Origin of the sequence: Rhodophyticola porphyridii (assembly GCF_003688285.1) — a bacterium.
Classification (GTDB): Bacteria; Pseudomonadota; Alphaproteobacteria; order Rhodobacterales; family Rhodobacteraceae; genus Rhodophyticola; species Rhodophyticola porphyridii.
The window spans coordinates 359628-384728 of the sequence record NZ_RCNT01000002.1; the positions used below are offsets into that span (position 1 = coordinate 359628).

Sequence of the window (25101 nt, forward strand, 5' to 3'; positions counted from 1 at the left end):
TAGCCTGAGGCCAGCCTCTCGGCAGCGGAGCCACGTCCATGACCTTTCATCGCCCCCTGATGCTGGCTGCCCTTCTGGCGCTGGCGGGTATGCCGGGCGCCGCCCAGGAGACGATGACCTGGCGCTATGACCGGCTTGTCGATCAGGACCCCGCAGACACCCGCATGACATTGGCCTTCGGGGCCCCGCATGCGGATGCGGCGGTCTTCCGTGCAACCTGCATAATCGGTGCGGAGGAGCCCTTTGCAGAGATACGGATCCGCGTCGGGACCGCCGGCTACGAGACCGGCACCCCCGTCGCCTATGCGTTGGATATCGCCCCGGGGTTCACCATGCCGGGTCAGGGCCGCGTGACGGGCGGCGGCAGCGGGTCCGGGATCAGCGGGATCGTGTTTTCCGTCGGGATGACCTCGCCGCTGTGGGAGGCGTTGCGCAATGGCCGCGAGATGCAGTTCGCGCTGTCTGCGGATATGGCCGAGATCCTGCCGCTCGACGGGATCGGCGCCATGGCTACTGCGTTCCGCGACGATTGCGCCGGTATCCGCACACTCGGAGCCGCGGGCACGGTGTGGGAGCGGCTGGACGATAGCGGCATGACCGCGCTTTTGACCGCCCATGATCTGGTTTACGAAAACGGGGATTTCCAGCGCTTCCTGCCCTCAGGGCGCACGCTTTATCGCGCGGCGGAGACAAGCTGGGGCTATTGGCGGGCCGAAGGCGGGCGCTACTGCAGCCAATGGCCCCCCGGCGATGCGTGGGATTGTTATGACCTCCACCATGATGGCGGCAACGCGGTGCGGTTCACCGACGATTGGGGGAATGTCTCGACCGGAGTGTTTGCGGAGTGATCGCGCTGGCCGATCTGGAAGGTGTCTGGCGGCTGGACAGGCAGATCGAGGACCGGCGCGCGGGGCTGTCCGGCCTGCTGGAGGGAGAGGCCGTCTGGCAGCCGGACGGCACCGGCCTGACCCAGATCGAAACCGGGCTGCTGCGCTATGGCGACACCGCCCCGATGCAGGCGACACGACGCTATCTCTGGCGGGAGGAGGCGGGGCTGCTGCGGGTGTATTTCGACGACGGCCGACCGTTCCATGAGCTGACCGGCGATGCGCCCGAGGCCCGCCATATCTGCCCGCCCGACATATATGAGGTGCGGTACGATCTGACGGACTGGCCCAATTGGAGCGCCCGCTGGCATGTCACGGGCCCCCGCAAGGAGGCGGTGATTACAAGCCGGTATAGCCCTCTTCCGACCGGCACGTCTTAGCCCACGTCAATGTTTTCTCGGCAGCATTTGCGTTCTACAAAGAGGACATGGACACTTATTTCACCGAGATTGAAGCCATTCCAGAATGACCATCTGAAACAGCTCCCTGTCTTCCTCTGGAAAGGTCACCCATAGATAAGTTTCGCTGATCTCAACCTCATATTCCTGTATGACGGGTCCGTCCCCTTCCATCGCTCGAAGTTCGAATGATTGGCTTATGCAGTTCTCTCCGCCTCGACATTCAAGGAAAAGACTCGCCCTTATGGGGCCAAAGGAGTCATCGAGAGAGCTGTCGTAAAACATCGATTGACCTTGAGACAGCCGGATGTCGGCGATGTCGCCCGGGTCAAAGGAAAAAATATCCCATGCGGATCGGGTGGCCATTGATCGGAAATCAATCCACGGCCATATCGCCGTGCCGTGGACGACCTCAATCTGCACAGTGCTGCATCCGACGAACGGCGTCAAAACTGTCTTGCGGTACCGTCCGGGACGTCGGGAGCTCAGGTCGGAAACTGATCGCTCGAAGCTGTTTGCTGTTGGTATGCCCCGCAACGACCATCCGAACTCATAAAGAAGCGACTCCATTTGCGCGTTTGAAGAGAAGTTGCACGCAGCGGCTTTCGATGCCGTTGCTAACAGCAGCGCAAAGCACATCAAGCCAATGCGAAGCTTCAGCAAAGCAATGGCCTCGATACCCGTTCGAAAGCGTGATGCATATCGGTCACCGGTACCTTTCCAGCCGCTTTGACTTCACCTTCCAAGTGCCGGTCCACGCATAGCATGAAGCGGCGGTGCGGGCGAAACCTAACGTGATACGAATGCCACGTGCAAAAACATCATTCGCGACGCAGAAGTGGTTGCTGTGGCGCTCAAACCTGTTCTTTTCAGTTTGAATCGTCTGCTTTCAGAATTGGTCTTCGCCGCGGTCTTTTATTAGAAGGATCGTGACGTGACACCCGCCACGCCGGGACTTTTGAACTGCATGCCCTCCACACGCGGCGCAAAGCCGGCCTCGGTGGCGGCCAAGCGGTCTCTCAGCCGAAACGCGTCAGAAGGGCCAGCACATCCGAGCGGTGCAGCATGCCCGCCACACGCGCGCCGTCCAGCACCGGGAAGACGCGGTGGGGATGCGCCAGGAACATCTCGGCCACTCGGATCACCTCGTCGTCCACGTCGACCGAGGTCACCGTGCGTGACATGTGATCGCCCACCTGTCCCGTCCATTCACGGTGATAGCTGGCATGAAGCGCAGGCCGGAAGCAGTCTTTCTGCGTGAGGATACCCACCAGTTGCCCGTCATCGCCAAGCACCGCCGCCGCGGCGGCCCGTGCATCGACCAGCACCGCGACCGCGCGCCGGATCGGTGTTTCGGCGGTCAGGATCGGGCTGTCCTTACGCATGATCGTACCGATGCGGTATTCCGTCATTGTCCGTCCTTTCGTTGCACGCGCCGTCGCAGCGGGCAGTCGGCGCAGCGACCGACCGCAAGGTGATCCGCCGCGCCGCAGCTTGTCCGCGCCGGCCCCCGCCCGAGCACGAGGCCGAGGCCGATCCCGCCGGCCGCCAGCGAGACGACAGCGATGGCGAAGAGGATTTCCATCAGCGCGCCCTCTCCCTCACAGGATCACCTCGGCGATCGGCCCGGTCCGGATCTCGTGCACCGCGCCCTGATCCTCGATCAGAAACAGGGCCGCGATGTCGTGACGTTCGGCGAGGGCGGGGCCTGCCTCTTCGCCCGCTGCACAGAGCGCCGTGGCCCAGCCATCGGCCGTCAATGCGTCCCGCGCGACGACGGTCACCGAGCGCAGCCCGCCCGCCACCGGAGACCGGGCGCCGGGGTCGATGATGTGGCTGTAGAGACGCCCGTTCAGACTATAGCTTTGCGCCCGCATGCCCGATGTGGCGGCGGCGGCCCCGTCGGGCAATCGCAACGCCGCGGGCGGCGGTCCGGATGTCAGCGGCGCCTCCACCGCAAGGCGCCAGTCCCGCCCGTCGGGGTGCCGGCCAAGTGCGATGAACTCGCCCCCCAGATCGAGAAGGAGGTTTTCGAAACCGGCGGCGCGCGCAAGATCGGCGGCGCGGTCCAGCGCCCAGCCCTTCGCGATGCCGCAGAGATCGAGCGTCAGCCCGGCCCGCGCCTTGGCCAGCCCTGCCGGTCCGGCAGACAGCCCGCGCCAGTCCGGCGCGCCGCCCCGGTCAATCGGTCCGAAACCCCATCGTGCAACAAGCGGCCCGACGGTGGGATCGAAGGCGCCCGCGCTCCTCTCGGCAATGTCCAGCGCCGCGGCGGTCACCGCGATCAGGGCCGGCCCTGTCGTGTGCAGACCGGCCGGGCCGGTATTGAAACGGCTGATGGCGCTGTCGCTGCGCCAGGGCGAGAATTGCCGGTCGACCTCCGCAAACAGGCTGTCGATGCCGGGTGCCAGCCGGGCAATGCCACTGCCGGCCGGCGCGGCGATGCGCCAATGAGTTCCGAAGGCGCTTCCCGAAACGGTGTCGAGGCCACCCGCGCTGGCGGCCCGCGGCAAGACCAGCGTCGCGCCGATCAGCCCGAGAGCCATGCGTCTGGAGGGGGTATGTAGGCACGTCATGTCCATCAGGCTCCGAAATCGTCGTAAAAGATTGAGGATGCTTCGACACCAAGCCGCTCCAGCGTAGCCAGAACCGCCGAGATCATCACAGGCGGTCCGCAGAGATAATACTCGCAGTCCTCGGGTGTGGGGTGGCCGCTCATCTCGGCCCTGAGCGTGTCGTGGATAAAACCGGTCGCGCCGGTCCAGCGGTCGCCCGGCGCCGGGTCCGACAGGGCGGGCGTCCAGCTGAAATTCTCGTGCCGAGCGGCGAGCGCGGCGAACTCCTCGGAATAGAACAGGTCGGCCGCAGACCGCGCGCCGTAGAAATAACGGATGCGGCGTTCGGTGCCCCGCGCAAGTTCCTGATGGATCATCGCACGGAGCGGGGCCATGCCGACGCCGCCGCCGACATAGATCATCTCGCGCCCGGTCGGCTGAACGTGGAAATCGCCGAACGGACCGGACAGCGTGATGTCGTCGCCGGGCTGCACCGAAAACAGCCAGGAGGACACGATGCCAGGCGGTACCTCCGTCTCGCGGCCCGCAGGCGGCACGGCGAGGCGGATGTTGAACACGGCCTGCCCCTTGTCCTCGGGGCGGCTGGCGAGCGAATAGGCGCGCGTCACCTCGGCTTCGGAGCCCACCTGCATCGACCGCCATCCGGCGACGTCCCACGCGTCCCGGAAGGCGGGCGGCAGGTCGAGCGTGGCGAAGTCGAGCTGGTAGGGCGGGGCGGTGATCTGCATGAAATCGCCCGCGCGGAACTCCGACGGGCGATCCGCAGGCAGATCCACCACGATCTCACGGATAAGCGGGGCGAGCATCCGGGTCGAGGTGATCTGGCAGACGAAACCTCCGCCGGCGCTCAGGATGTCGTCGGGCACCTGCACCGCGCAGTCGCCGCGCAGGCTGGTCTGGCAGGCCAGGCGGATATGGGCCCGGCGGTCGCGGGCCGAGAGCACACCGCGCTCCGTCGCCTGGGGCTCGCCCGCCCCTGCGCCGGTGACGGTGACACGGCAGAGACCGCAGGTGCCCGTGCCGCCGCAGGCCGCGGGGATCGCGATGCCCGCGTCATGCAGCACTCCCAGAAGCTTGTCGCCGCGGCGGGCCATCACATGCACCGCGCCGTTCACCGCAACATCGAGCCCGGTATCGGGGACAAGCCGCCGCCGGACGGCGATGAGCGCGGCTGACAGGCCCACGGTGAGCGCCACGATGATCAGACTGCCAAGCAGAACCTCCGTCATTGCGCCGCTGCCATTTGCGCAAAGGAGGCAAAACCAAGCGACATGAGCCCGGCAAGCACGAAGGCGATGCCCAGACCGCGCAATCCGTCCGGCAGATCGGCATAGGCCAGCCGTGTGCGGATCGCGCCAAGCATGGCCACCGCCACCGCAAAGCCCAAACCGCTGCCCAGCCCGAAAACCGCGGATTGCGCCAACGTATAGCTGCGTTCGACCATGAACAGGCTGCCGGCGAGGATCGCGCATTGCACGGTCAGCAGGGGCAGGAACACCCCGAACGCGGCATGGATCGCCGGGAAGAACCGATCTAGCACCATTTCGAGAAACTGCACCGAGGCCGCGATCACGCCGATGAAGGCGATGAGCGAGAGATAAGACAGGTCAAGCTCGGGCAAGCCCGCCCAGGCCCAGGCGCCCGGTGCCAGAAGCCCCTGATAGATCAGGTGATTGAGCGGCACCGTCACACCAAGAACACCGGTCATGGCGACCCCTAGACCCAGGGCGGCCTCGGGCCGCTTCGACAGGGCCAGAAAGGTGCAGAGCCCCAGAAACAGCGTCAGCGGCATGTTGTCGACGAAGGCCGCAGTGACAAAGAGACCCCAGAGATCGGTCATTCCGCAGGCTCCGTTCTGAGCGGGGGTGTGTGCTCGCGGGCTTCGACCTGCTCGCGCAGCAGGCTTCGGATTGCCCAGACGAGGAGCCCGAGAAGGAAGAAGGCCGACGGCGCCAGCAGCATCAGGCTGAGCGGCGTGAACCAGCCCCCTGCATCGGCCAGCGGAAGTACCTGGATGCCGAAAAGCTCTCCCTTGCCGAACAGTTCGCGCAAGCCGCCGATCACGATCAGGATGAGCGAATAGCCAAGCCCGTTGCCGAACGCGTCGACCATTGCGGGCAGGGGCCTGTGATGGCGGGCGAAGGCCTCGGTCCGGCCCAGCACGAGGCAGTTCGTGGTGATCAGGCCCACATAGACGGAGAGGGCCCGGCTGATCTCGGCGAAATAGGCTTGCAGGATCTGGTCGATCACGATGACGAGCGAGGCCACGATGACGATCTGCACGATCAGGCGTATCGTGTCCGGGATATGCCGGCGGATCACGCTGACGAAGCCCGCGGCAAGGGTAAGCACCACGGTCAGCGAGATCGACATGGTGACGGCCGTCGCAAGCGTGGTGGTGACCGCGAGCGCCGAGCAGATCCCGAGGATCTGGAGCGTCACCGGATTTTGCCGGATCAGCGGATCGGTCAGGGTGCCCCAGAGATCCGTGCGTTTTTCCATCGCTCAGAATTCTCCCCGATCAATGGCATCGAGGAGCGGCCCGTACCCGTCCGGGCCCAGCCAGAAGCGTACCATCTGCGTGACCCCACGCCCGGTTCGCGTGGCCCCGGTGATACCATCGACTTCATGCACCCCGGACGCCGGACCGCGCGCCACGCGAAAGCGCATCTCACCGCCATCGTCACGCAGTTCGGTGCCGGGAAAGCTCGCCTGCCAGGAGGTTTCCTCGATCCGCGCGCCCAGTCCCGGTGTCTCGGAATGCTGCGTAACGGCGATGCCCGCAATGGTGTTCATATCGCCCCTGAGTGCGAGGATCGCATCCATGCGCCCGCCGTAGCCCTGACCGCTGAGCGGCAGCAGCACGAGCGACACACTGTCCCCGTCGCGGAGCAGGAAGACCTGAGCGTAATCGGGGCGCTGGCCAAGACCGGCGAGGTCCTGCCCGGCATCAAGCGCCGTCCAGTTGCCGGGGTCGCTCAGCGCCGCATCAAGGGTGGCCGGGGTCACATCCGCCGCGGCACGGCCATTGCGGAGATTGATGACGACGGTCGAAAGCGCACCGCCCGATTGCTCCAGAAGTGTGGCCATGCCGGGAATGCCCTCCACCAGCGCCGCGATACGTGCCTGCTCTTCGGCCGCGCGATTCGCGGTCTGTATCGGACGCAGGGCCACCGTCGCCCCGCTGACCAGCGCGGCACAGACGGCCGAGACAAGAAACGCCACGAGAACCGTCTTGGCGCGGCTCTCGTTCGGCAGCGCCAGCAACCTGAGCCAGGGATTCCAGTTACGTGCGGCCATGACGCCTCCTGCGTTGAGCGACCCAGAGCGCCAACGCGGCCTCGTCCAGCAGCGGCGCGGCAAGCGACGTAAGCAGCGCCGCGGCCACGGCGATCTGCACCGGGGCGGCTCCGGTCCAGCCAAATGCAAAAAAAGTGACGAGCCCCGCGTATAGGGCGCCGTTGATCCAGCGCCCGAGCGTCGTCGCCGCGCTGGTCACCGGGTCGGCGACAAGCAGCACAAGAACGATGCCCGCGGCGAGCAGCACCTGCTCCGGCAGAATACCGGTCAGCACGGCGCCGGTCGCGACCAGGGCGGCGCCTGCAAGCACCGCCGCCGGCATGGCCCCGCTTGCCACGCCGATCAGCGCGGCGGGGATCGCGGCCCAGGCGATCGGGGCGTCGAAAACCGGCCACGAAAAGGCCGGAAAACCGAAACCCAGGAACGACAGCGCGACGATCGCCGGGTTCACCACATTGCGCCCCCAGCCGCCGAAGACGAGTTCGCCCATCACCACGCCGAAGCTGACGCCCAGCACAAGGCGAAACGCGCCAAGATCCTCAGGGGCCAGCATGGCAATGGCGAGCGCCGTGGTCAGCGCGGCAAGCGACGGGGCCTGCGCGCGCATCAGCATGAAGACCAGATGCCATATGCCGACCACGAGCACCGCGAGGGCAAGCTGCGCCAGCGCGCCGGTTCCGCCCAGCCAGAGCCAGAACAGCGCCAGCGGCAGATAGGCCGCCAGAAGCATGAGCGCGACGGTTTCGCGGTTCCAGAGGCCCCGGATCATGCGTCGAACTCCGTCCGGATGCGGGCCAGCATGCCGCGAAGCTGCGCGGTGAGCTGGCCGGTCTCGCTCAGCACGTAATCCGCCAGGGCCAGGTCTTCCTCCAGAAGCGACAGCACGCCGAGCTTCATCGCGGTCTCGTCGTCGCCGGCGGAGAGCGCGCGGATGAACGGTGCGGCCGGAAGCGCGCCTCCGAACGCCTTGCTGAGGGCCGCGGTCGGGATCGCCGGTTTCGCGCCGGCCGATTGGGTCAGGGCCGAGACCAGCCAGTGCGGGCGGCTGTGGACGGTTTCGCGCGGCAGCACGGTGATCTGACGGTGGCGCGGTGCCAGCCAGCGCGACAGATGGCCGTCGAGGGGTGAGCCGGAGATCAACTGATGCGGCCCCGGGGCAACGACCCGCTGCGTCAGCTGGCGGAGATCGGCGCCCGGATGGGTCCAAACCGTCCGTGCGTCGCGCAGCCCGGCGCCGGCAATATGCACCAATCGCTGCATCGGCAGCTCTCCGGTGTCGAGCAGGGTGCCGAGCGCCGCCGCGTCTTCGGCGTGAATATCCCAGACCGGTGCGTCGAGGCCGGCGGGGAAAAAATGATGGATGCATATTCCGGCGGAGGCCTGCGGATGGCGCGCGCCGCGGGTGATGGTGCGGATCCGGCCGTCATCCGCGCCACGGTCGAACAGCGGCGCACCGGCCTGCTGGCACACGATGACAGGCCCCTCCGTCAGCCGCAGAAGAGCGGCAAGGCCACGTGAGAAATCCTCCTCCCGCCCCGCAATCGCCTGGCGGGGGTCGGGGGCGAAGGGGCGCGTGTCGGCCGCCATCACGAAGATGGCCGAGGGTTTTTCGTCATGGGCCGGCATGCCGCCGAAGGGGCGCCGCCGCAGCCATGGCCAGAGGCCCGCGCCCTGCATCAGCCGCCTTAGGCCCGCCGTGGCGTCGGCCTGGCCGGGATCGTGTTGCCGGACCGCACCGTCAGGCTCGCGAAAAAGAACGATCTCCGACAGCTTCCGGCCCGGCAGCAGCGAGAGCCTCGCCACCTGTCCGGCGATCGGCGCCACGAAACAGACATCCGGGGCGTGGCGCAGGCAGGCCACGGCGTCGCCCTTTGCGACCATGTCGCCTTCTCTGACCAGCGGCGTGACATGAAGGGAACGCCCGGAGGGCGCACGCACCGCCGCCTCTTCGGTGACCACGGTGTCGGTCTCCGGAAGAAAAGATGGAGAGAAGAGATCTGGACTGAGCCCTGCTCCGGATCCCAGAATGGTCATCCTGCCCCCGATTGATTGCGCTTTCGCCCGGCAGCGTATTCTGGACCTGCCGTGACGATCTAGGCGCCGAGGTTAGCAAGAGCGTTTGGCGCCAAACATGAGCTAGATCAATGTGGGCGGTGCAGTGGGCGCAATATAGTGGCCGAATTCAGCGAGATCCACGCACAGGAGATTGATCATGCCGTTGCCGTCCTCTGCTTCATCGATTCCGATGGTCCTGATGGCGGGGCTTACCGCAATCTTCCTTGCCGGCCCGGTCCTGACCCAGACAGACCCGGGCACCGCAAGCGGCGAGGAGGAGGAGGCCATCCCCTTCGCTCTGCCCCAGTCCGGCCCCTTCACACCCGCCGAAATCGAGATCGACAACGATCAGGCGATTTCGGACTGGTTCAGATCCTCCCACGCCAATGCGGCATCCGACGCGTTCAGCCATTGGGATGACGATGGCGAGATCCGGGCCGCCTGCGCCACCTGCCACTCCGGGGAGGGATTCCGGGATTTCCACGGCCTCGACGGAACCCCTGCGGGAGTTGTCGACGGGCCGATCAATGTCGGAGGCGTCGTCGACTGCGGGACCTGTCACAATGCCGGACTGGCCGACATTACCGAAATCACCTTCCCGAGCGGGCTTGTCCATCCGGTGACCGGTGTCGAGGCGTCCTGCCTGACATGTCATCAGGGGCGCAGCGCCGGCATCGACGTGGCGGAAGCGACCTCGGGCCTTGCGGATGACGAACCCAACAGTGAGCTTCGTTTCATCAATCCGCATTACGCCACGGCGGCGGCCACATGGCTCGGCGGCTATGGGGCCGCGGGATATCATTATGACGGGCAGGACTATTCCGGCCGGTTCTTTCACGCCCGCCCCGTTGCCAGCTGCAATTCCTGCCATGAACCGCACACGCTCGAAGTCGAATTCGAACCCTGTCTGACCTGCCACCTGGCCGACCGCCCGGAAGACATCCGCATCGCCCGGCAAAGCTATGATGGCAGCGGCGATACATCGGTGGGAATCTCTTCGGATATCGAAAGAAATGCCGACACCCTGCTGGGGATGATCCGGGACTACAGCGATGAGGTCGTCGGGGCGCCGGTCATCTATGACGGCACGCGCTTTCCGTACTTCTTTTCCGATGCGAACGGGGACGGCGTCATCGATACGGCCGAGGGCAGTCCGGTTGCCTATCAGTCATGGACGCCCAGAAGCCTGCGCACGGCTTTCAACTGGAAGCTCGTGACAGCCGATCCCGGCAACTATGCCCACAATCCGCAGTATTCGCTTGAGCTTCTCTACGATTCGATCATGGATCTGAGCGCGCCGCTGGGTATCGACATGGAAGATCTCCAGCTGTTGCGCTAGGGTTCGAAGGCGCCGGCGAGCGCATAAGCCAGAAGCGGGCCCCGCGGCATGGAGCAGTCATTATTCCTGGCGACACTCGGGGCGCTCTTCCTCTGCGGACTTGCCGCCGATCATCTGGGCGGCAAGACGCCCCTTCCCAGGGTGACGCTGCTTCTCTTGCTCGGGCTTCTGGTGGGCCCCTCGGGGCTCGGGTTTCTGCCCGACGGCATCGAAAACTGGTTCGAACCGATTTCGGTCGTGGCCCTGACCATGGTCGCGTTCCTGCTTGGCGCGGATCTGACCCGCGATAACATGGCACGCCATGGCCGTGCGATCTTCGCGATATCGGTGCTGATCGTTTTCGGCACGACCGCGATTGTCTGGGCGGGGCTTGTGGCCATTGGCCTCGAGCCGGGTCTCGCCCTGCTCCTGGGCGCGATCGCCACCGCCACCGCGCCCGCGGCCATCACCGACGTGATCCATCAGTCCGGCGTGCGCAACGGCTTCACCGAGACCATCGGCGGCATTGTGGCCATCGACGATATCTGGGGGCTGATCGTCTTCAGCGTCTGCCTTGCATTCATCCATCAATCCGATGGCTGGTCCGCCCCTCTGGCGATCGCGGTCCACGATATTGGCGGCGCCGTGCTGCTGGGCCTTGTCATCGGCGCTCCTGCGGCTTTTCTTTCCGGTCGGCTGAAGCCCGGTGAACCCCTTCAGATCGAGGCGTTTGGCGTCGTTTTCCTGACCGCGGGGCTGGCGCTCTGGCTGGATGTGTCGTTTCTCATCGCCGGCATGACCGCAGGCGCGATGATCGCCAATCTTGCCCGGCATCATGACTACGCCTTCAACGAGATCGAACGGATCGAGCTGCCTTTCATGCTGTTGTTCTTTCTGCTGGCAGGGGCCTCGCTTGAACTGGAGGCGCTCTTGTCGCTTGGCTGGATCACCGCCGCCTATGTGGGCCTCAGGATCGTCGCGCGCCTGATCAGCGGGGAAATCGGCGCGAGGCTGGGCCGCGTTCCGAAGCCGGAGGTCCATCTCTACGGCCCGGCCCTGCTGCCCCAGGCGGGCGTCGCCGTCGGCATGGCGCTTCTCGCAGCCGAGACCGTGCCGGAGTGGGGCGCGACGATCATGACGCTGACGATTGCCGCGACTGTTATCTTCGAGATCATCGGCCCGCCCGTCACGCTCGCCGCGATCCGCCGCACCGACCGCGCCACTGCTGCCCGCTGAACCTAAGGGGGGAGCAGTGGCGCGGTTTCTTCAAAGCGGTCAGCCAATGCGGCGTGCCGCCCCTGGGTGAGACGCTCCGAACCGAGGCGCAACGCTTTCCGGTGTCACGATGCCGTCTGCCGGCCTTGGCTGAACGACCGCGTTCGATCTGCCGTCAGAGATCGAGCAGGAGAGGACAGTGATCCGACACCTCGGGGTCGCGGACCACGTCGAAAGCGCGCACGGCCTCTTCACGGTCGATAAGCATGTAGTCCGCGAATTTCCCGGGTTTCGTGTAGTGCGAGTTTCTGGTGCTTACGAAACCCCGCCCCGTCACGAGTTCCGAAAAGCCCGCGTCGTTCAGGATCCGAAGCGTTTCGCTTCCCGGCTCGACATTGAAATCGCCGCAAATCACTCTGAGGTCGCCCGCCTCCGACACATGGCAGGACTGGGCGAGCAGCCTGCGCGCCTGTTCCGAACGTTCCGGCGTGTCCATCTTGCCGTTCAGATCGCGAAGCCCGTGCATATGCGTTACACTTATCGACCTCTCACCCGCGTAATCGTAGACCCGAACCCCATGCGCGACCCGTGAGCGTGGATGCTCCCCGTAACCCGCAGGGGAGTAGTCCTTATGCACAAATCCCTGCACCTGACCGATGACCGGCAATGAACGATGAACGAAGGTCGCCAACCCCCATTGCGAAGGTATCGGCTGATCGCCGTCCCAGAGGACGCCCTGCGCCGCCGGGCAGAAAACCGCCACATGATCCGGAAGGGCATGATGGACGTCCAGGAAGAAATTCGCGCGCTGCGGCAACACATGGTCGCCGTCCCGGTACGTCAGCCAGTCTTTGTCTGACGCGGGGCTATGCACCACTTCCTGAAGACAAAGGATGTCGGGAGATGTATCGCGAAGGTAGGGAAGCAACTCCTTGTAGAGCTTTCCGCCCCATCCATTCAGGCACATGATTTTCAAAACAGAACCTCAACTCCAGCGCTCAATCCTCTAATCGAACACTGGCAGATGACCCGAATTTCGACCAGTGCTGCGTCGATGATCTACACGGTCTGTCTGATGGATCTCAGGGCCGGGCGATATGTGGCAACGACCCGGGCTTTCATTTGGCAAAGGCGTCGAAATGCTCTGTCGGGCCCAGGTCAGCCGGCGGCGCCACCGATGTCGAGGCTCAGCCGGTGCGCTGCTCCGCGTCGTCGGCTTTCATCAGGCGGTCGGCCTTCTTGCGAACGAGGACGTTGCGCAGATCGTGCATGGCCAGCAACAGCCGGTCGGTGACATCCTCCAGATCCTCTTCCGAGGCGCTGGATTGCACCCAGTGGGTAGTCAGGTTCAGATAGTCTATGGCGCGATGGATATCGTCTATATCGCGATCTGCGAGCACCTCACGCCGTTCGGCCATCCACTCCAAGATCACGGCTTCTTCTTCTTCGGTCAGCATGCGATCGCCATGGGGTTTGATCGCGCCATTGCGGATATTCGCCATGGCGATTTCCTGCATTTCGATCCGGCGCTGACGGTTTTCGGTATCAATCCGAAACACGGCTGCGCCATTCTCCCGAATGCGAAAGTAGAACTCCGGTAAATCTGACATCGTCGCTTTCGTGCCCTCGTTTTGCCTTAATTAGCCAGAGTGGGGGCAATGTCAAAGTCCAATACGACGATCTGCCTGGGTTTTGCGGGCCACGAGAAACCGGTTCCGCTTGCCGGCGGGGTGATTGTCAGCCTCGATGATGTCGAAACCGGCGTCCTTGACGGTCGCCTCCAGCGTATCGGCGCCGAGGAAGTTGACATAAGGTGCCTTGCCGAAAAACTGCATCGCGGCAATCAGGGGGCGCAGATAGAGCTGACCTGCCAGGCAGGTGGTTTTCGAGATGAACAGCCCGCCGGGCCTGAGCATCGCATGGGCCTGCCGGGCGGCGGCGCCGGGGTCGGGCAGCAGATGCAGCAGGTTATAGGCAAGAACCAAATCATAGGGATCGGTCTCTGCGCGATGTCCGCCGACTTCCGCCTGCACCACGTCAAGGTTTCCGATCCCGGCATCCCGCGCCTTATCCCGGCCGATCGCCACCATCTCTGCGGAGATATCGCTTGATGTGTAGTGCCGCACCAGCGGGGCGAGAAGGAGGGCGGTGGAGGACGTGCCGGCGCCCATCTCGAACACCCGGTCATCAGCGTTCAGGTAGCTGCGGGTGCGGGCCATTGTCTGTTCATAGGCGCCCATGTTCCGGATGGGCGATCTGGCGTAGCGGGCCGCGGTGCGATCCCAGAAGGTCGATTGAGGTATCATCTGCGAGGTCTCCTTGCTTGAGCCTGCAGCTAGCGAACCGGGTCCATAAAAGAAATTGCATATTTCGGCATTCAATATATGCGTTTTTGCATGGACTGGCGATCTGTCTCTTTCGATTGGAACCAGGTGCGGGCGTTTCTGGCCACGGTGGAGGAGGGCTCTCTTTCGGCGGCGTCCCGCGCCCTGGGCCAGGCGCAGCCGACCCTTGGCCGGCAGGTTAGTGCGCTGGAGGCCGCTTTGGGCGTGACCTTGTTCGACCGGGTGGGCAAAAGCCTGACCCTGACCCCCTCGGGCGTGGATCTGCTCGAACATGTCCGCGAGATGGGGGAGGCCGCCACGCGGATTTCGCTGGCCGCGACCGGCCATAGCCAGCAGATCGCGGGGAAAGTGAAGATCTCGGCCAGTGACGCCACGGCGGCCTATCTACTGCCCCGGGTTCTGGCCGAGCTGCGAAACCGGGCGCCTGATATCACGGTGGAGATCGTCACCTCCAATGCGCTGAGCGATCTGCGCCGCCGCGAGGCGGATATCGCGATCCGTCATATCCGCCCGACAGAGCCGGATCTAGTGGCCCTGAAACTGCCGGATACCCCTGCGCATCTGTATGCCGCCCCGGCCTATCTGGCACGCTTCGGGCGACCGCGCACAGTGAGCGATCTCGCCGATGCGGCCTTTATCGGTATGGACCGGGTCGAACTGATGATCGAGATCCTGCATCAGCACGGTCTGACGCTGACGCCGGCGAATTTCCCGCTGCTGTCGGCCAACACGGTTACCTGCTGGGAACTGGTCAAGCAGGGTCTTGGGATTGGCATAATGTCGAACTGGGTGGCAGAACTGAGCCCCGAGGTCGAGAGGATCGATCCGCCTGGTTTCCTGCCGATCCCTGTGCCGAACTGGCTGACCACTCACCGCGAGTTGCACACCAGCAGGCGGATCAGGCTGGTTTTCGATCTGTTGGCGGAGATGATCGGTGACAAGGGCGCCCTGCGGTGACGGCTTCGCGCGGCGGGTGTTGCGTACCATCCGGTGCAACACCGGATCTCATGCCTTTGCTTGTTCTCGTATCCCTAGTGCAGCTTGAAAGTCCAACTGTGGCCATTCGCTGTTTCTATGACACGAATATCCGTCATGTTTTCAATGCCTTTGCCACGACCTGGCCTGCGCCCGATACCAAACCTGCGCCTCAACTGCAGAACCGGGCGTAGACAGCGGAAACTGCCAGAGATTTCACCCAAAGATACTCATTGGGAAACGCGGCGCGCACATATGCATCTCAGGCCGATCGGGCCTGCTCGACGAGTTCCAGCCACATTCCAATATCGCGCACCAAGCGAGCATATCTTTTTGTGCAGGCCGCCTGAAGGACAGATCTGCCAATGCCTCTCATATAGCGCATTCCATTTTGGGATCAGATAATCTGCTCCCAAAAAGGATCTTCCTGTCCGCCGATCCGTTCGGAGATCAGGTTAAGGACGCGCAAAACTCCTGAATGCGGGTGCAGGCGTTTTTCAGGTTCTCGTCAGATGTGGCATAGGACACGCGGAAGTTCGGGCTGAGACCGAATGCGCCGCCGAAGACGACAGCCACGCCCTTCTCCTCCAGCAAGGCCCTGGCAAAGGTCTCGTCACTGTCGATCACCGTTCCGGCAGGGGTGGTCTTGCCCATGCACCCCGCAATCGACGGATAGACGTAGAACGCACCTTCCGGCACGGCGCAGTCTATCCCGTCTGCGGCGTTCAGCATCTCCACCACCAGATCGCGACGGCGTTTGAAGATGGCGTTGTTCGCGGGGATGTAATCCTGCGTCCCGTTCAATGCCTCGACCGCGGCCCACTGGCTGATCGAACATGGGTTGGAGGTGGATTGAGACTGGATCTTGCGCATGGCCTTGATCAGCTCTTCCGGGCCTGCCGCATATCCGATGCGCCATCCCGTCATCGCATAGGCCTTGGAGACGCCGTTGCAGGTGAGCGTGCGGTCGTAGAGACCCGGCTCTACCTGCGCCGGTGTCGCAAATTCGAAATCGTCATAGACCAGATGTTCATACATGTCGTCGGTCATCACCCAGACATGTGGATGACGCATCAGAACATCGGTCAGGCCCTTCAATTCCTCCGCACTATAACCCGCACCGGTGGGGTTCGAGGGTGAGTTGAAAATGAACCATTTGGTCTTGGGCGTGATCGCGGCCTCAAGCTGTTCGGGGGTCAGTTTATACGCGGTCTGCGCCTGCGCCTCGGCGATCACCGGTTCGCCGCCTGCCAGCAGCACCATATCGGGGTAGCTGACCCAATAGGGGGCCGGGATCACCACCTCGTCGCCGGGGTTCAGCGTCGCCATCAGCGCATTGTAGAGGATCTGCTTGCCGCCGGTCCCGACGGTGACCTGCGCGGGCGTGTAATCCAGCCCGTTGTCGCGCTTGAACTTGGCGCAGATCGCCTGTTTCAGCTCCGCGATGCCGTCGACGGCGGTATATTTGGTCTTGCCCGCGTCGATGGCGTCCTTGGCGGCGGCCTTGATGTTTTCCGGCGTGTCGAAATCCGGCTCGCCCGCGCCCAGACCGATCACGTCCTTTCCGGCGGCCTTCAGCTCGGCGGCCAGGTTCGACACCGCGATGGTCGGTGAGGGTTTCACACGAGACAGGGTTTCGGAAAGTAGGGGCATATCTGGTCTCCGGGGAGCGTGGACCGCGCCTGCGTCAGGCGATCCGGTTTACAACGGGCAGGGCCATGCTTAGGGTCGCGCCGCGTCTCGATCAAGTCTTGATAGGCGCAGTCGCGCGTATGTCCGGCGCAGGATCGGCGCGAAATCCCGATTGCAACACCGTAACAGGAGACCCCATGACCCAAGAGGCCATACTCGGATCAAGCTGGTTTGACGAAGACACTGCAACCTTCGGCGACCGCCTCGCCGGCGCGCGCGAGGCGGCAGGACTGGGTCAGGATGAGTTGGCGCGGCGTCTGGGTATCAAACCCAAGACCGTCAAGGCCTGGGAAAACGACCAGAGCGAGCCACGTGCCAACAAGTTGCAGATGGTGGCAGGGCTGCTGAACGTGTCGATCATGTGGCTTCTGACCGGGCAGGGCGAAGGTCTGGACGGTCCCGACCGAGAAGAGGTTCTGCCGACCGGCGTCGAAGAGATGCTGAGCGAGATGCGGACCCTGCGCAGCCAGCAATCCCAGATCGCGGAGAAGCTCGGGCGGCTGGAGAAGCGCTTGAGGATCGCCCTGTCGGAGGGGCGGGTGTGACGACTGAACCACGCGATATCCGGATCAAGCGTCTGAAAATACGTGCCGAGCACCGGGGCATCAAGGAGATGGATCTGATCCTTGGCGGTTGGGCCGCGGCGCATCTGCCAACGGCCTCCGACGCTGAGCTGGACCTGTTCGAAGCAGTTCTGGCGGAGGCAGATCACGATCTTTATCAATGGGTTACGGGCCAATCCGCGGTGCCTGAGGCCTATGCCGCTTTTATCGGCACATTGGCCGGCACGGTGCGCAGCGGCGGCGCCTGAGACCGTGAGGCCAGGCCCGTCGCTGCCGCGTTGACCGGGACGGCCCGCCACCCGCGACGCCGGTACGTGGGCCGAAAGAGGCGAGCCCGCCGATCCACTTCCCAGATCCTGCACTCTTCCTGCCCGAAAAACAGGCGCTTTTAATCCTTTATTAACAGTTTCTTACGATTGTTTAACAGTTGGTTAAGCGTCTTGGGGACAGGATGGGGAGAAGAAACGGGCTGTCGGACCCGTGCCCTCAGAGAGTAACGAGTGAACCGAACCTTTCGTGGCGGCTGCGGCACCGGGCTATCCTTGCGGTGTGCAGCCGGGCCCGCGCGGGGTTTCTGGTGCTTTTGGCTCTGGCCTGTCTGGCGCCCTTTGCCCACGCGCAGGCGCAAAGCCTGACATGCCCGTCCGCCTCGGCCAACACGGCGGGAAGCGCGGTTGCGCAGCGCATCGATCTGGGCACCGGGGTCTGCGACACCAGCTTTTCCCTCCCTTCCGACGGGATCCTGATCAGCCTTGAGACCTTCGCCGCCCGCGACGACATCTACCGGATCACATTGCGGATCAGGCCCGCCGACGTAACCGCCGCCGGTTTCACCTGCGCCGGGGTCACGCCGGTTCAGATCAGCAGTTCCAGAGGCAGTTTCTATCTTCTGGCCTATGACATGCCCCTGGCCGGAGACGCCCATCGCTGCACGGCCCGCTACACCCGCGACACGGTGGAGATCACGATCCCGGTGGAGAGCCTTGTGGCGGGCACGGGCCAGAGCAAGAGCGCCACGCTTCGGGCCACGAGTTTCGAGCCCTCCGCCGGTGCGACCGACACCACCGCCCCCCGGGTCCTCTCGCTCGAACGCCACGATCCGGCCGAAACGCTGGTCTCCTCGGGGCCGCTGACCTGGCAGATCAGCTTCGACGAGGATGTGCGCAATCTTGACGCGAGCGATTTCAGCCTGAGCGCCAGTTCGGCGGGCCTGTCGGTCAGCGCGATTTCCGACAGGATCTACCGGGTCACCGCCGCGGGCGGCGATCTGGATGGCATGAATGGCCCAGTTGCACTGGAATTCGCCTCAACCCAGGATATCGCGGATGCGGCGGGCAACCCGCTGACGGACCTCACGCCCACCGGAACGAACGCGCCCGGTTATACGCTCGACACGTCCCCGCCCGGCGTCACGATCCTGAGCGACGCGCGCGATGCGAGCGCACTTGCCGCCATCCCGCTGGAGATCCGCTTTACTGAGCCGGTCACCGGGTTCGTGGCCGGCGATCTGGTGATCAGCGGCGGTACAATTTCGGATTTCACCGGCAGCGCCGATCGTTACGCCGCCCGTCTGCTGCCCGCGGGTGACGGGCTGCTGCGCGTGACGCTGCCGGCGGACCGGGCGACGGATGCGGCCGGGCTGGGCAATCTGCCCGCGCCGGAGTTCTCGGTGATTTCCGATCGGACGGCTCCGGGCGTCACGCTTTCAAGCCCGGTCAGCGACCCGAGCAATGCGGCACGGATCCCCGTGACCGTCAGCCTGAGCGAGGCGGGCGTTGCCGACCTGACCGGTGGAGATATCTCCGTCACCGGAGCAACGGTCGAGGGGTTTCAGGGGACGGGAACGAGCTATGGCTTCGATCTGGTTCCGGTGGCAGATGGCCCGATCCGCGCCGAGATCGCGGCAGGCGCTGTCCGAGACGCGGCGGGAAACGGAAATGCAGCGGCGGCGGTGCAGATCACCTCGGACCGTCGGGCGCCGCGGCTGGCCTCGACCACCCGGGCCACACCGGCCGAGGCGCGGACAAACGCGGACCGTCTGACATGGCGGGTGGTGTTCGACGAGGATATCGCAAAGCTGGACGCGGCGGATTTCGTGGCGGAGGGCACAACGGCCGCGGTTGCGGTCACAGCGCTCGATGCGCGGCGCTATGACGTCACCCTGTCGGGTGGGGATCTGGCAACATTGGAGGGGCCGGTCAGCCTGCGCCTTTCGGCGGCGAACGATATCACCGATCTGCCCGGGACACCGATTGCCGATCTTGCGCCCATCGGTGCGGATGACGGATATCTCATCGACAATACCGGCCCGGTCCTGACCCTGTCGGGCCTGCCGGGCGAGATCACGGATGCCTTCACCGCGACCATCGATTTCGACGAACCGGTGACAGGTTTCGACATCGATGATGTCACCGCCGTCAACGCGACCCTGTCGGAGTTCAGCGGTGCGGGGGCGCGCTATGAGTTGCGGGTGACGGCGGGACCCGGCAGCGATGTGCGCCTCTCCGTGGCTGCGGGCGTCGCCATGGATGCCGCCGGCAACCCGAGCGCGGCGCTGAGCGAGGTCAGCCTTCCGGTCGACCGGACCCCTCCAACCGTGACGATCACCGGCATGCCCGAGTATCTGCGCGGACCGGTGACGCTGACCTTCACATTCTCCGAGCCGGTGAGCGGTTTCACACAAGAGGATATCACCGTATCGCCCGTGCTGATGCTAAGCGCGGTGTCTGCCCTGTCGGGCTCGGTCTATTCCGCGACCGCGACGCCGGTCGGGGCGGGTCTGGTAAGCGTGTCGGTCGACGGGGATGCGGTTCGCGACGGGACCGGCAATGGCAATGTCGTTTCGGACCCCGTGACCGGAACGGTCGATATGACTGCGCCGCGCCTGATATCGGTCGACCGTCTTGGCCCCGCACTCACCAATGCGGACAGCCTGACATGGTCGCTGACCTTTTCCGAGGATGTCACCGGGATCGCCGGGGCCGTGATCGGGCTGACCGGAAGCACGGCGATCCGAACGGCGACGCCACAGGTGCAGCCGCGGGTCTATCACCTGACGTTTTCGGGCGGCGATCTGGCCGATCTGCCGGCTGGCACTGTGGCGCTTGATCTGGCGGATCTTGGCGCGATCACGGATGTGGCGGGCAACCCGCTCGACCCGGCGCGGCCATCGGGCAGTTATGAGGTCCGGATTGACAATACGGCCCCGTCCCAGATCGAGGCCCGATATCTGAGCCCCGCAGAGCCGGTCACGAGCGCGGATGTTCTGACATGGGAGATCGTGTTCGACGAGGATGTCACGGGTCTTGGCGCGGCGGATTTCACCTTGGCTGGCACGACGGCCTCGATCAGCTCGGTCGATCCGGTGCGCCCCGATCTGGCGCGAGTCCGGGTTTCGGGCGGGGATTTGGCAGGGCTGACGGGCATCGTCACGCTTGGCTTTGCCGCCGGTGCAGATATCCGTGACGGGGCCGGCAATGCGATGCCGGTCAGAGCTCTGCGCCATCTGGGGGCGGCACCCGGCGGAGCCGCATGGCAGGTGGACAACACCGCGCCCGTCATCGTCGCCAGCTCGCCGACCACGAGCCCATTCGCCACCGGGGAGATGCTGGTGCACCTGGCCTTCAGCAAACCGATGGTCTTCGATTTCGGCATGGCGCCCGCGCTTCGGATCGCAAACGGCTCGCTCCGCGATATCAGCTATCCCGATGCACAGAGCGCCGTGATCCGGATCGCGCCGGGCGGGCCGGGGCAGGTGGAGCTGAGCATCCCTGCCGGGGCCTTCCGCGACGAAATCGGGTTGGGCAGTGCCGGACCGGTCAGCCTGTCGCGGCGCTTCGACCCGGAAACACCGCGGCTGGCGGGGATCACGCGGGTCTTTCCCACCACCCATCCCAGCAATGCCGACCGGCTGAGCTGGCAGCTTGTCTTCAGCGAACCCGTCAGCGGCGTGGATGCGGCAGATTTTGTCCTGTCGGGCAGCAGCGCCGGGCTGGCCGTCACCGCGCTGGGAGAGAGCATCTATCAGATCGAAGCCTCCGGTGGCGATCTGGCCACGTTGACGGGCCGTGTGACGCTGGATTTCGCCCCCGGGCGCCACATCGTCGACGCCGCCGGGAACAGCCTGTTGCTGGGTGGGATGGCCGATCATCTGCCTGCACCCGACAACTGGGTTGACCTGGATCACACCCCGCCGGTGATCAGCCTCGGCTCCATCACGCCGGAGCCGTTCGCGACCGGGGACCTGCGCGTGGTGATGCAAAGCGATGAGCCGCTGACGGGCTTCGACGCCTCGGTGCTGGATCTGTCCAACGGGGCGGTCACCGGCCAAAGCCTTACGGATGCACTGACGCTGGCGATCACGATCGCCCCCGCTGCACCTGGCCCGGTGACGGTGACGCTGCCCGAGGGTGCCTTTCGGGATCAGGCGGGCAATCAGTCGGCGGCGCGCAGTCTGGCGCGGGTCTATGCGCCCGATCTGAGCGGCCCCCGGATCGACACCATCGTGCGGCTGACCCCGCCAAGCCTGCCCGGCAATGCCGATCAACTGCGCTGGCGCGTGGCCTTTGACGAGGATGTGACCGGCGTCGATGCAGGCGATCTGAGCTTTCAAGGGGCAACCCCGGCGACGGTCGATGTGCTGCGTGTGTCGGCACGGATCTACGAGGTCGAGATCTCCGGCGGCGATATTCCGGATCTGAACGGGGCCGTGACCCTTGGCTTTGCCACCTCGCGCGATATCGCCGATCTGGCGGGCAACCCGTTGCGCGAGCTTGCCGTCCGCGGCGCGGATGAGCGCGAGATCTTGCTCGACAATACCGGCCCCGGCGTGGTGATCGACAGCACCGCGCCGGAGCCCACCAATGCGGCCTCGATCCCGGTTGCGATCCGGTTCGATGAACCGGTCAGCGGGCTGGATATCGGCGATCTTGAGGTGAGCGGCGCGACCCTGTCCGGATTTTCCGGCAGCGGTGCGCTTTATGGCGCTGTGCTTGCACCGACGGGCGATGGTCCGATCCGCCTGGAAATCGACGCCGGTGCGGCAACCGATGCCGCCGGCAACCTCTCTTTCGCCCCGGCCGGGTTTTCACGCCGCTCCGACAGGACTGCGCCGAACGGGACCATCACCGGACTGCCGCCGACCCTGACGGGTCCTGTGGTTGTGGACATCGTGTTTTCGGAACCGGTGACCGGCTTCGACGCGGGCGACATCGCCCTAAGCAATGCGCGGCTGTCCGGGTTCGTAGGCAGCGGCGCCAGCTACAGCGCAACCGTCACGCCGGACGCGGACGGCCCGGTTGCGATCGGGCTTCCCGCCGGGGCGGCCGTCGACGGGGCGGGCAACGGCTCCCTCGCGTCTGCAGAGATGCGCGCGGTGGCCGATCTCTCCGGACCGGGCGCGGTTCTGACGGGCCTGCCCGATCTGATCACGGGGCCGGTTATCGTGCAGATCCGCTTTGAGGAGCAGGTAACCGGCTTCGATCTGGCGGGGCTTGCCGTCAGCAATGCCGAACTCAGCGCTCTGGAGGGAGGGGCCGCTTCCTATAGCGTGACACTGACGCCGCAGGGGGATGGCCCGGTCAAGCTCCGCGTGCGGGCCGCCGCCGCAGTGGATGCCGCCGGACATGCCAACAGACCCTCCGCCGATCTCAGCGCCATGGCCGATGTCAGCCGCCCGGTCGTGGTCATAAGCGGAGCGGGCCCCGTGGTGGCCGGGCCCTTCGTGGCGACCTTCGGCTTTTCGGAGCCGGTCAACGGGTTCGAGCCTGCCGATATTGCGGCAGTGAATGCGGATGTCTCCGATTTTGCCGGAGCCGGAGCCAGCTATACCGCCCGCGTCACGCCCCGGTCCGAAGGGCCGGTGGTGATCAGTCTTTTCGCCGATACCGCGCTGGATGCGGCTGGGAACGGCACCGATGCGGCAAGCCTGAACACATATGCCGATCTGAATGCCCCTGTCGTTACGATTGAGGGGCTGCCGAACCCGATCACCGGGGCCGCACGGGCGACCATCCGCTTCAGCGAACCCGTCGTCGGCTTCACCCTGGCCGATCTGTCCGCCGACAATGCGCAGCTGTCGGGCTTTTCCGGCAGCGATGACCGCTACGAGGTGACGGTGACGCCCGAAGCGGACGGCCCTGTCCGGCTTGCCGTGACGGCCGGCGGGGCGGTGGATCTGGCCGGGCTCGGAAACGGGGCCGTATCGGTCGAGGTTCCTGCCGATCTGACGGCGCCCGGTGTCACGCTGTCGGGTACACCGGCGGCGCCGGGCACGCCCTATAGTCTGGCGGTGACGTTCTCCGAGCCGGTCACGGGGCTGACGCTTGGCGACTTTCAGACATCCGGCGCCGATCTGGCGGGGCTTGCGGGCAGCGGGGCCAGCTATTCCATTCAGGTCACCGCGCGGATCACAGACCACTCCGTCTTTCTGCCTGCGGGTGCGGCGGTGGATGCGGCGGGCCGCGCCAGCCTTGCGTCAGCGCTCTTCGAAATGCGGCCTGACGGCACCCGGCCCGCCTTGCAGATCACCGGGCTGTCCGATCCGCTGCGCCGCGGGCAGCCTGTGCCTCTGATCTTCACCTTTTCGGAAGACGTTTACGGCTTCGAGCCCTCTGACATCGTGCTGGGTCACGCGGTTGCCAGCCAGTTTTCGGGCGGCCCAAGGATCTTCAGCGTGACGATCACGCCGGACGGGCAGGGGGTGATGTCGTTGTCGGTGCCGAATGGCGCGGCCCATGACGGCTCAGGCGAGCCCTCGATGGCCATGGCCCTGAGCGCGGAGGTGGTGGAGGGGCCGGACCCTCGCGAGGATATCGCGGCGTTTCTGGCCGCAAGATCGCGCGACCTGATCGCCAATCAACCGGGGCTGACCGGCTTTCTCACCGGGCCGCAGGGCGGGCGCATGGCCGCGTCCGTCACCCGGGGGCGTACCGACTTCGCGCTTCGGACCGCTGGGCGAGGCCCGGTCTGGATGTCGCTTCAAGGAGCGCGCAGCGAAGACGATGCCGGGCGGGACACCACCTATGCGCTGGCGGTGTTCGGCAGCCATTGGGATCTGGGTGAAACGGCCATTCTGGGCGCGATGCTGCAATTCGATCAGGCCGAAATGACCACCGCCGGCGGGATGAGCCTTGCCGGGACGGGCTGGTTGATCGGCCCCTACTTCGCCGCCCAGCTCCGCAGCCAGCCGCTTTATGTGGAAGGCCGCCTGCTCTACGGGCGGACGCGGAACGAGATCCGCAATGCGGGTGGGGCCGCTGACCGGTTCGACGGCGAACGCTGGCTGGCCATGCTGGGCATCACGGGCGCCTATCACGGGGCGCGCGTGAGCACCTTGCCCAGTCTCACCTTCAGCCATGTCCGCGACACGCAGGAGACCTACCGGGACGGCTTCGGCACGCTCGTTCCCAGGCAGGAGGTGCGGTTGAGCGAACTGTCGCTCGGCGTGGATTTCGAAATGCCGGTGGCGTTGAATGCGGGTGATCTGACGATCAACTGGGGTATGTCCGGGATCTGGTCCCGGGCGGAGGGGCAGGGCGCGGCGCGGGAGTTCTTGCGGGAGGGGGAAACGGCACGGGCCCGGATCGATCTGGGCTATATGTTCGACAACGGGCGGGGGCTGACCTCGGGTGCGCGTGCCTATCTCGACGGCATCGGCAGCGCGGATGGCCGTCTCAGCATCGGGATCGAGGCAGGGTTCGAACTGGAGTTCTGACGGTCGGTATGGCGCGGGGTGTTCGGCTGTGCCGAAGGCTGCGGCGGGATTTCGCCGGCCATA

At 65.2% G+C, this 25101-nt stretch carries 22 protein-coding genes; 8 read left to right on the top strand and 14 right to left on the bottom strand.

Annotated features, from left to right (window positions below; all coding sequences use genetic code 11):
• Positions 1 to 38: 38 nt before the first annotated feature.
• Together D9R08_RS06335 and D9R08_RS06340 are read left to right on the top strand one after the other, a co-directional pair.
• The gene (locus D9R08_RS06335) at positions 39 to 848 is read left to right on the top strand and encodes a hypothetical protein (RefSeq protein ID WP_147450623.1); all 810 of its coding nucleotides are present in this window, start codon (positions 39 to 41) and stop codon (positions 846 to 848) included.
• On the top strand, positions 845 to 1267 hold the full coding sequence (locus tag D9R08_RS06340) for a DUF6314 family protein (RefSeq protein WP_121897169.1): 423 nt from the start codon (positions 845 to 847) through the stop codon (positions 1265 to 1267). Before D9R08_RS06335 ends, D9R08_RS06340 begins: the two co-directional genes overlap by 4 nt.
• 60 nt (positions 1268 to 1327) lie before the next feature.
• Here the strand turns inward: D9R08_RS06340 and D9R08_RS06345 are convergent, their stop codons facing one another.
• From D9R08_RS06345 to D9R08_RS06385, 10 genes are all read right to left on the bottom strand, one after another.
• Positions 1328 to 1948 (bottom strand): hypothetical protein, encoded by a 621-nt coding sequence (locus tag D9R08_RS06345; RefSeq protein WP_121897170.1) that lies wholly within the window; start codon positions 1946 to 1948, stop codon positions 1328 to 1330.
• Positions 1949 to 2304: 356 nt separating this feature from the next.
• Positions 2305 to 2697 carry a CBS domain-containing protein gene (locus D9R08_RS06350; RefSeq protein WP_121897171.1) on the bottom strand — a complete coding sequence of 131 codons (393 nt, stop codon included), beginning with the start codon at positions 2695 to 2697 and terminating at the stop codon, positions 2305 to 2307.
• Positions 2694 to 2870 carry a hypothetical protein gene (locus D9R08_RS19200; RefSeq protein ID WP_199709268.1) on the bottom strand — a complete coding sequence of 59 codons (177 nt, stop codon included), beginning with the start codon at positions 2868 to 2870 and terminating at the stop codon, positions 2694 to 2696. The genes D9R08_RS06350 and D9R08_RS19200 overlap by 4 nt, the downstream gene beginning before the upstream one ends.
• 16 nt (positions 2871 to 2886) lie before the next feature.
• Complete coding sequence (locus D9R08_RS06355; protein ID WP_233557299.1) at positions 2887 to 3831, bottom strand: FAD:protein FMN transferase; 945 nt, start codon at positions 3829 to 3831, stop codon at positions 2887 to 2889.
• Positions 3832 to 3866: 35 nt separating this feature from the next.
• Positions 3867 to 5090 carry an NADH:ubiquinone reductase (Na(+)-transporting) subunit F gene (nqrF, locus tag D9R08_RS06360; protein WP_121897172.1) on the bottom strand — a complete coding sequence of 408 codons (1224 nt, stop codon included), beginning with the start codon at positions 5088 to 5090 and terminating at the stop codon, positions 3867 to 3869.
• The gene (nqrE, locus tag D9R08_RS06365; protein WP_121897173.1) at positions 5087 to 5701 is read right to left on the bottom strand and encodes an NADH:ubiquinone reductase (Na(+)-transporting) subunit E; all 615 of its coding nucleotides are present in this window, start codon (positions 5699 to 5701) and stop codon (positions 5087 to 5089) included. The genes nqrF and nqrE overlap by 4 nt, the downstream gene beginning before the upstream one ends.
• Complete coding sequence (locus tag D9R08_RS06370; protein ID WP_121897174.1) at positions 5698 to 6363, bottom strand: NADH:ubiquinone reductase (Na(+)-transporting) subunit D; 666 nt, start codon at positions 6361 to 6363, stop codon at positions 5698 to 5700. The genes nqrE and D9R08_RS06370 overlap by 4 nt, the downstream gene beginning before the upstream one ends.
• Before the next feature lie 3 nt (positions 6364 to 6366).
• Complete coding sequence (locus tag D9R08_RS06375) at positions 6367 to 7161, bottom strand: Na+-translocating NADH-quinone reductase subunit C (RefSeq protein ID WP_121897175.1); 795 nt, start codon at positions 7159 to 7161, stop codon at positions 6367 to 6369.
• Positions 7148 to 7930: an RnfABCDGE type electron transport complex subunit D gene (locus D9R08_RS06380; protein ID WP_121897176.1), complete on the bottom strand. Its 783-nt coding sequence runs from the start codon at positions 7928 to 7930 to the stop codon at positions 7148 to 7150. The genes D9R08_RS06375 and D9R08_RS06380 overlap by 14 nt, the downstream gene beginning before the upstream one ends.
• Positions 7927 to 9195 (bottom strand): Na(+)-translocating NADH-quinone reductase subunit A, encoded by a 1269-nt coding sequence (locus tag D9R08_RS06385; protein WP_233557301.1) that lies wholly within the window; start codon positions 9193 to 9195, stop codon positions 7927 to 7929. The genes D9R08_RS06380 and D9R08_RS06385 overlap by 4 nt, the downstream gene beginning before the upstream one ends.
• Before the next feature lie 220 nt (positions 9196 to 9415).
• Between D9R08_RS06385 and D9R08_RS06390 the strand changes: the two genes are divergently transcribed.
• Both D9R08_RS06390 and D9R08_RS06395 read left to right on the top strand, forming a co-directional pair.
• Positions 9416 to 10555 carry a cytochrome c3 family protein gene (locus D9R08_RS06390; protein ID WP_121897302.1) on the top strand — a complete coding sequence of 380 codons (1140 nt, stop codon included), beginning with the start codon at positions 9416 to 9418 and terminating at the stop codon, positions 10553 to 10555.
• Positions 10556 to 10603: 48 nt separating this feature from the next.
• Positions 10604 to 11770, top strand: coding sequence for a cation:proton antiporter (locus D9R08_RS06395; protein ID WP_121897177.1), 1167 nt, complete (start codon positions 10604 to 10606; stop codon positions 11768 to 11770).
• A gap of 154 nt (positions 11771 to 11924) precedes the next feature.
• Here D9R08_RS06395 and D9R08_RS06400 read toward each other — a convergent pair whose 3' ends face one another.
• The 3 genes from D9R08_RS06400 to D9R08_RS06410 form a co-directional block, all read right to left on the bottom strand.
• A complete protein-coding gene (locus D9R08_RS06400; protein ID WP_199709270.1) occupies positions 11925 to 12716 on the bottom strand; it encodes an endonuclease/exonuclease/phosphatase family protein in 792 nt (263 codons plus the stop codon).
• 220 nt (positions 12717 to 12936) lie between these two features.
• Positions 12937 to 13359 (bottom strand): hypothetical protein, encoded by a 423-nt coding sequence (locus D9R08_RS06405; RefSeq protein WP_121897179.1) that lies wholly within the window; start codon positions 13357 to 13359, stop codon positions 12937 to 12939.
• Between the two features lie 51 nt (positions 13360 to 13410).
• Positions 13411 to 14055 carry a class I SAM-dependent methyltransferase gene (locus D9R08_RS06410; protein ID WP_121897180.1) on the bottom strand — a complete coding sequence of 215 codons (645 nt, stop codon included), beginning with the start codon at positions 14053 to 14055 and terminating at the stop codon, positions 13411 to 13413.
• Positions 14056 to 14145: 90 nt separating this feature from the next.
• Between D9R08_RS06410 and D9R08_RS06415 the strand changes: the two genes are divergently transcribed.
• Positions 14146 to 15051 (top strand): LysR family transcriptional regulator, encoded by a 906-nt coding sequence (locus D9R08_RS06415; RefSeq protein ID WP_199709271.1) that lies wholly within the window; start codon positions 14146 to 14148, stop codon positions 15049 to 15051.
• Positions 15052 to 15519: 468 nt separating this feature from the next.
• Here the strand turns inward: D9R08_RS06415 and D9R08_RS06420 are convergent, their stop codons facing one another.
• Positions 15520 to 16722, bottom strand: coding sequence for a pyridoxal phosphate-dependent aminotransferase (locus D9R08_RS06420; protein ID WP_121897182.1), 1203 nt, complete (start codon positions 16720 to 16722; stop codon positions 15520 to 15522).
• A gap of 176 nt (positions 16723 to 16898) precedes the next feature.
• On the opposite strand from D9R08_RS06420, the gene D9R08_RS06425 reads away from it, so the two are divergent.
• The 3 genes from D9R08_RS06425 to D9R08_RS06435 all read left to right on the top strand — a co-directional run bounded on the left by D9R08_RS06425 (position 16899) and on the right by D9R08_RS06435 (position 25038).
• Complete coding sequence (locus D9R08_RS06425) at positions 16899 to 17306, top strand: helix-turn-helix domain-containing protein (protein WP_121897183.1); 408 nt, start codon at positions 16899 to 16901, stop codon at positions 17304 to 17306.
• Complete coding sequence (locus D9R08_RS06430; protein ID WP_233557303.1) at positions 17303 to 17572, top strand: FAD assembly factor SdhE; 270 nt, start codon at positions 17303 to 17305, stop codon at positions 17570 to 17572. The genes D9R08_RS06425 and D9R08_RS06430 overlap by 4 nt, the downstream gene beginning before the upstream one ends.
• 329 nt (positions 17573 to 17901) lie before the next feature.
• Positions 17902 to 25038 (top strand): Ig-like domain-containing protein, encoded by a 7137-nt coding sequence (locus D9R08_RS06435; protein ID WP_147450624.1) that lies wholly within the window; start codon positions 17902 to 17904, stop codon positions 25036 to 25038.
• The last annotated feature ends 63 nt before the right edge of the window (positions 25039 to 25101 follow it).

Coding starts and splice junctions, on each gene's coding strand:
- D9R08_RS06335 (WP_147450623.1), top strand. CDS start 39: ATGACCTTTCATCGCCCCCTGATGCTGGCTGCCCTTCTGGCGCTGGCG.
- D9R08_RS06350 (WP_121897171.1), bottom strand. CDS start 2,697: ATGACGGAATACCGCATCGGTACGATCATGCGTAAGGACAGCCCGATC.
- D9R08_RS19200 (WP_199709268.1), bottom strand. CDS start 2,870: ATGGAAATCCTCTTCGCCATCGCTGTCGTCTCGCTGGCGGCCGGCGGG.
- D9R08_RS06355 (WP_233557299.1), bottom strand. CDS start 3,831: ATGGCTCTCGGGCTGATCGGCGCGACGCTGGTCTTGCCGCGGGCCGCC.
- nqrF (WP_121897172.1), bottom strand. CDS start 5,090: ATGACGGAGGTTCTGCTTGGCAGTCTGATCATCGTGGCGCTCACCGTG.
- nqrE (WP_121897173.1), bottom strand. CDS start 5,701: ATGACCGATCTCTGGGGTCTCTTTGTCACTGCGGCCTTCGTCGACAAC.
- D9R08_RS06370 (WP_121897174.1), bottom strand. CDS start 6,363: ATGGAAAAACGCACGGATCTCTGGGGCACCCTGACCGATCCGCTGATC.
- D9R08_RS06375 (WP_121897175.1), bottom strand. CDS start 7,161: ATGGCCGCACGTAACTGGAATCCCTGGCTCAGGTTGCTGGCGCTGCCG.
- D9R08_RS06380 (WP_121897176.1), bottom strand. CDS start 7,930: ATGATCCGGGGCCTCTGGAACCGCGAAACCGTCGCGCTCATGCTTCTG.
- D9R08_RS06385 (WP_233557301.1), bottom strand. CDS start 9,195: ATGACCATTCTGGGATCCGGAGCAGGGCTCAGTCCAGATCTCTTCTCT.
- D9R08_RS06390 (WP_121897302.1), top strand. CDS start 9,416: ATGGCGGGGCTTACCGCAATCTTCCTTGCCGGCCCGGTCCTGACCCAG.
- D9R08_RS06395 (WP_121897177.1), top strand. CDS start 10,604: ATGGAGCAGTCATTATTCCTGGCGACACTCGGGGCGCTCTTCCTCTGC.
- D9R08_RS06400 (WP_199709270.1), bottom strand. CDS start 12,716: ATGTGCCTGAATGGATGGGGCGGAAAGCTCTACAAGGAGTTGCTTCCC.
- D9R08_RS06405 (WP_121897179.1), bottom strand. CDS start 13,359: ATGTCAGATTTACCGGAGTTCTACTTTCGCATTCGGGAGAATGGCGCA.
- D9R08_RS06410 (WP_121897180.1), bottom strand. CDS start 14,055: ATGATACCTCAATCGACCTTCTGGGATCGCACCGCGGCCCGCTACGCC.
- D9R08_RS06415 (WP_199709271.1), top strand. CDS start 14,146: ATGGACTGGCGATCTGTCTCTTTCGATTGGAACCAGGTGCGGGCGTTT.
- D9R08_RS06420 (WP_121897182.1), bottom strand. CDS start 16,722: ATGCCCCTACTTTCCGAAACCCTGTCTCGTGTGAAACCCTCACCGACC.
- D9R08_RS06425 (WP_121897183.1), top strand. CDS start 16,899: ATGACCCAAGAGGCCATACTCGGATCAAGCTGGTTTGACGAAGACACT.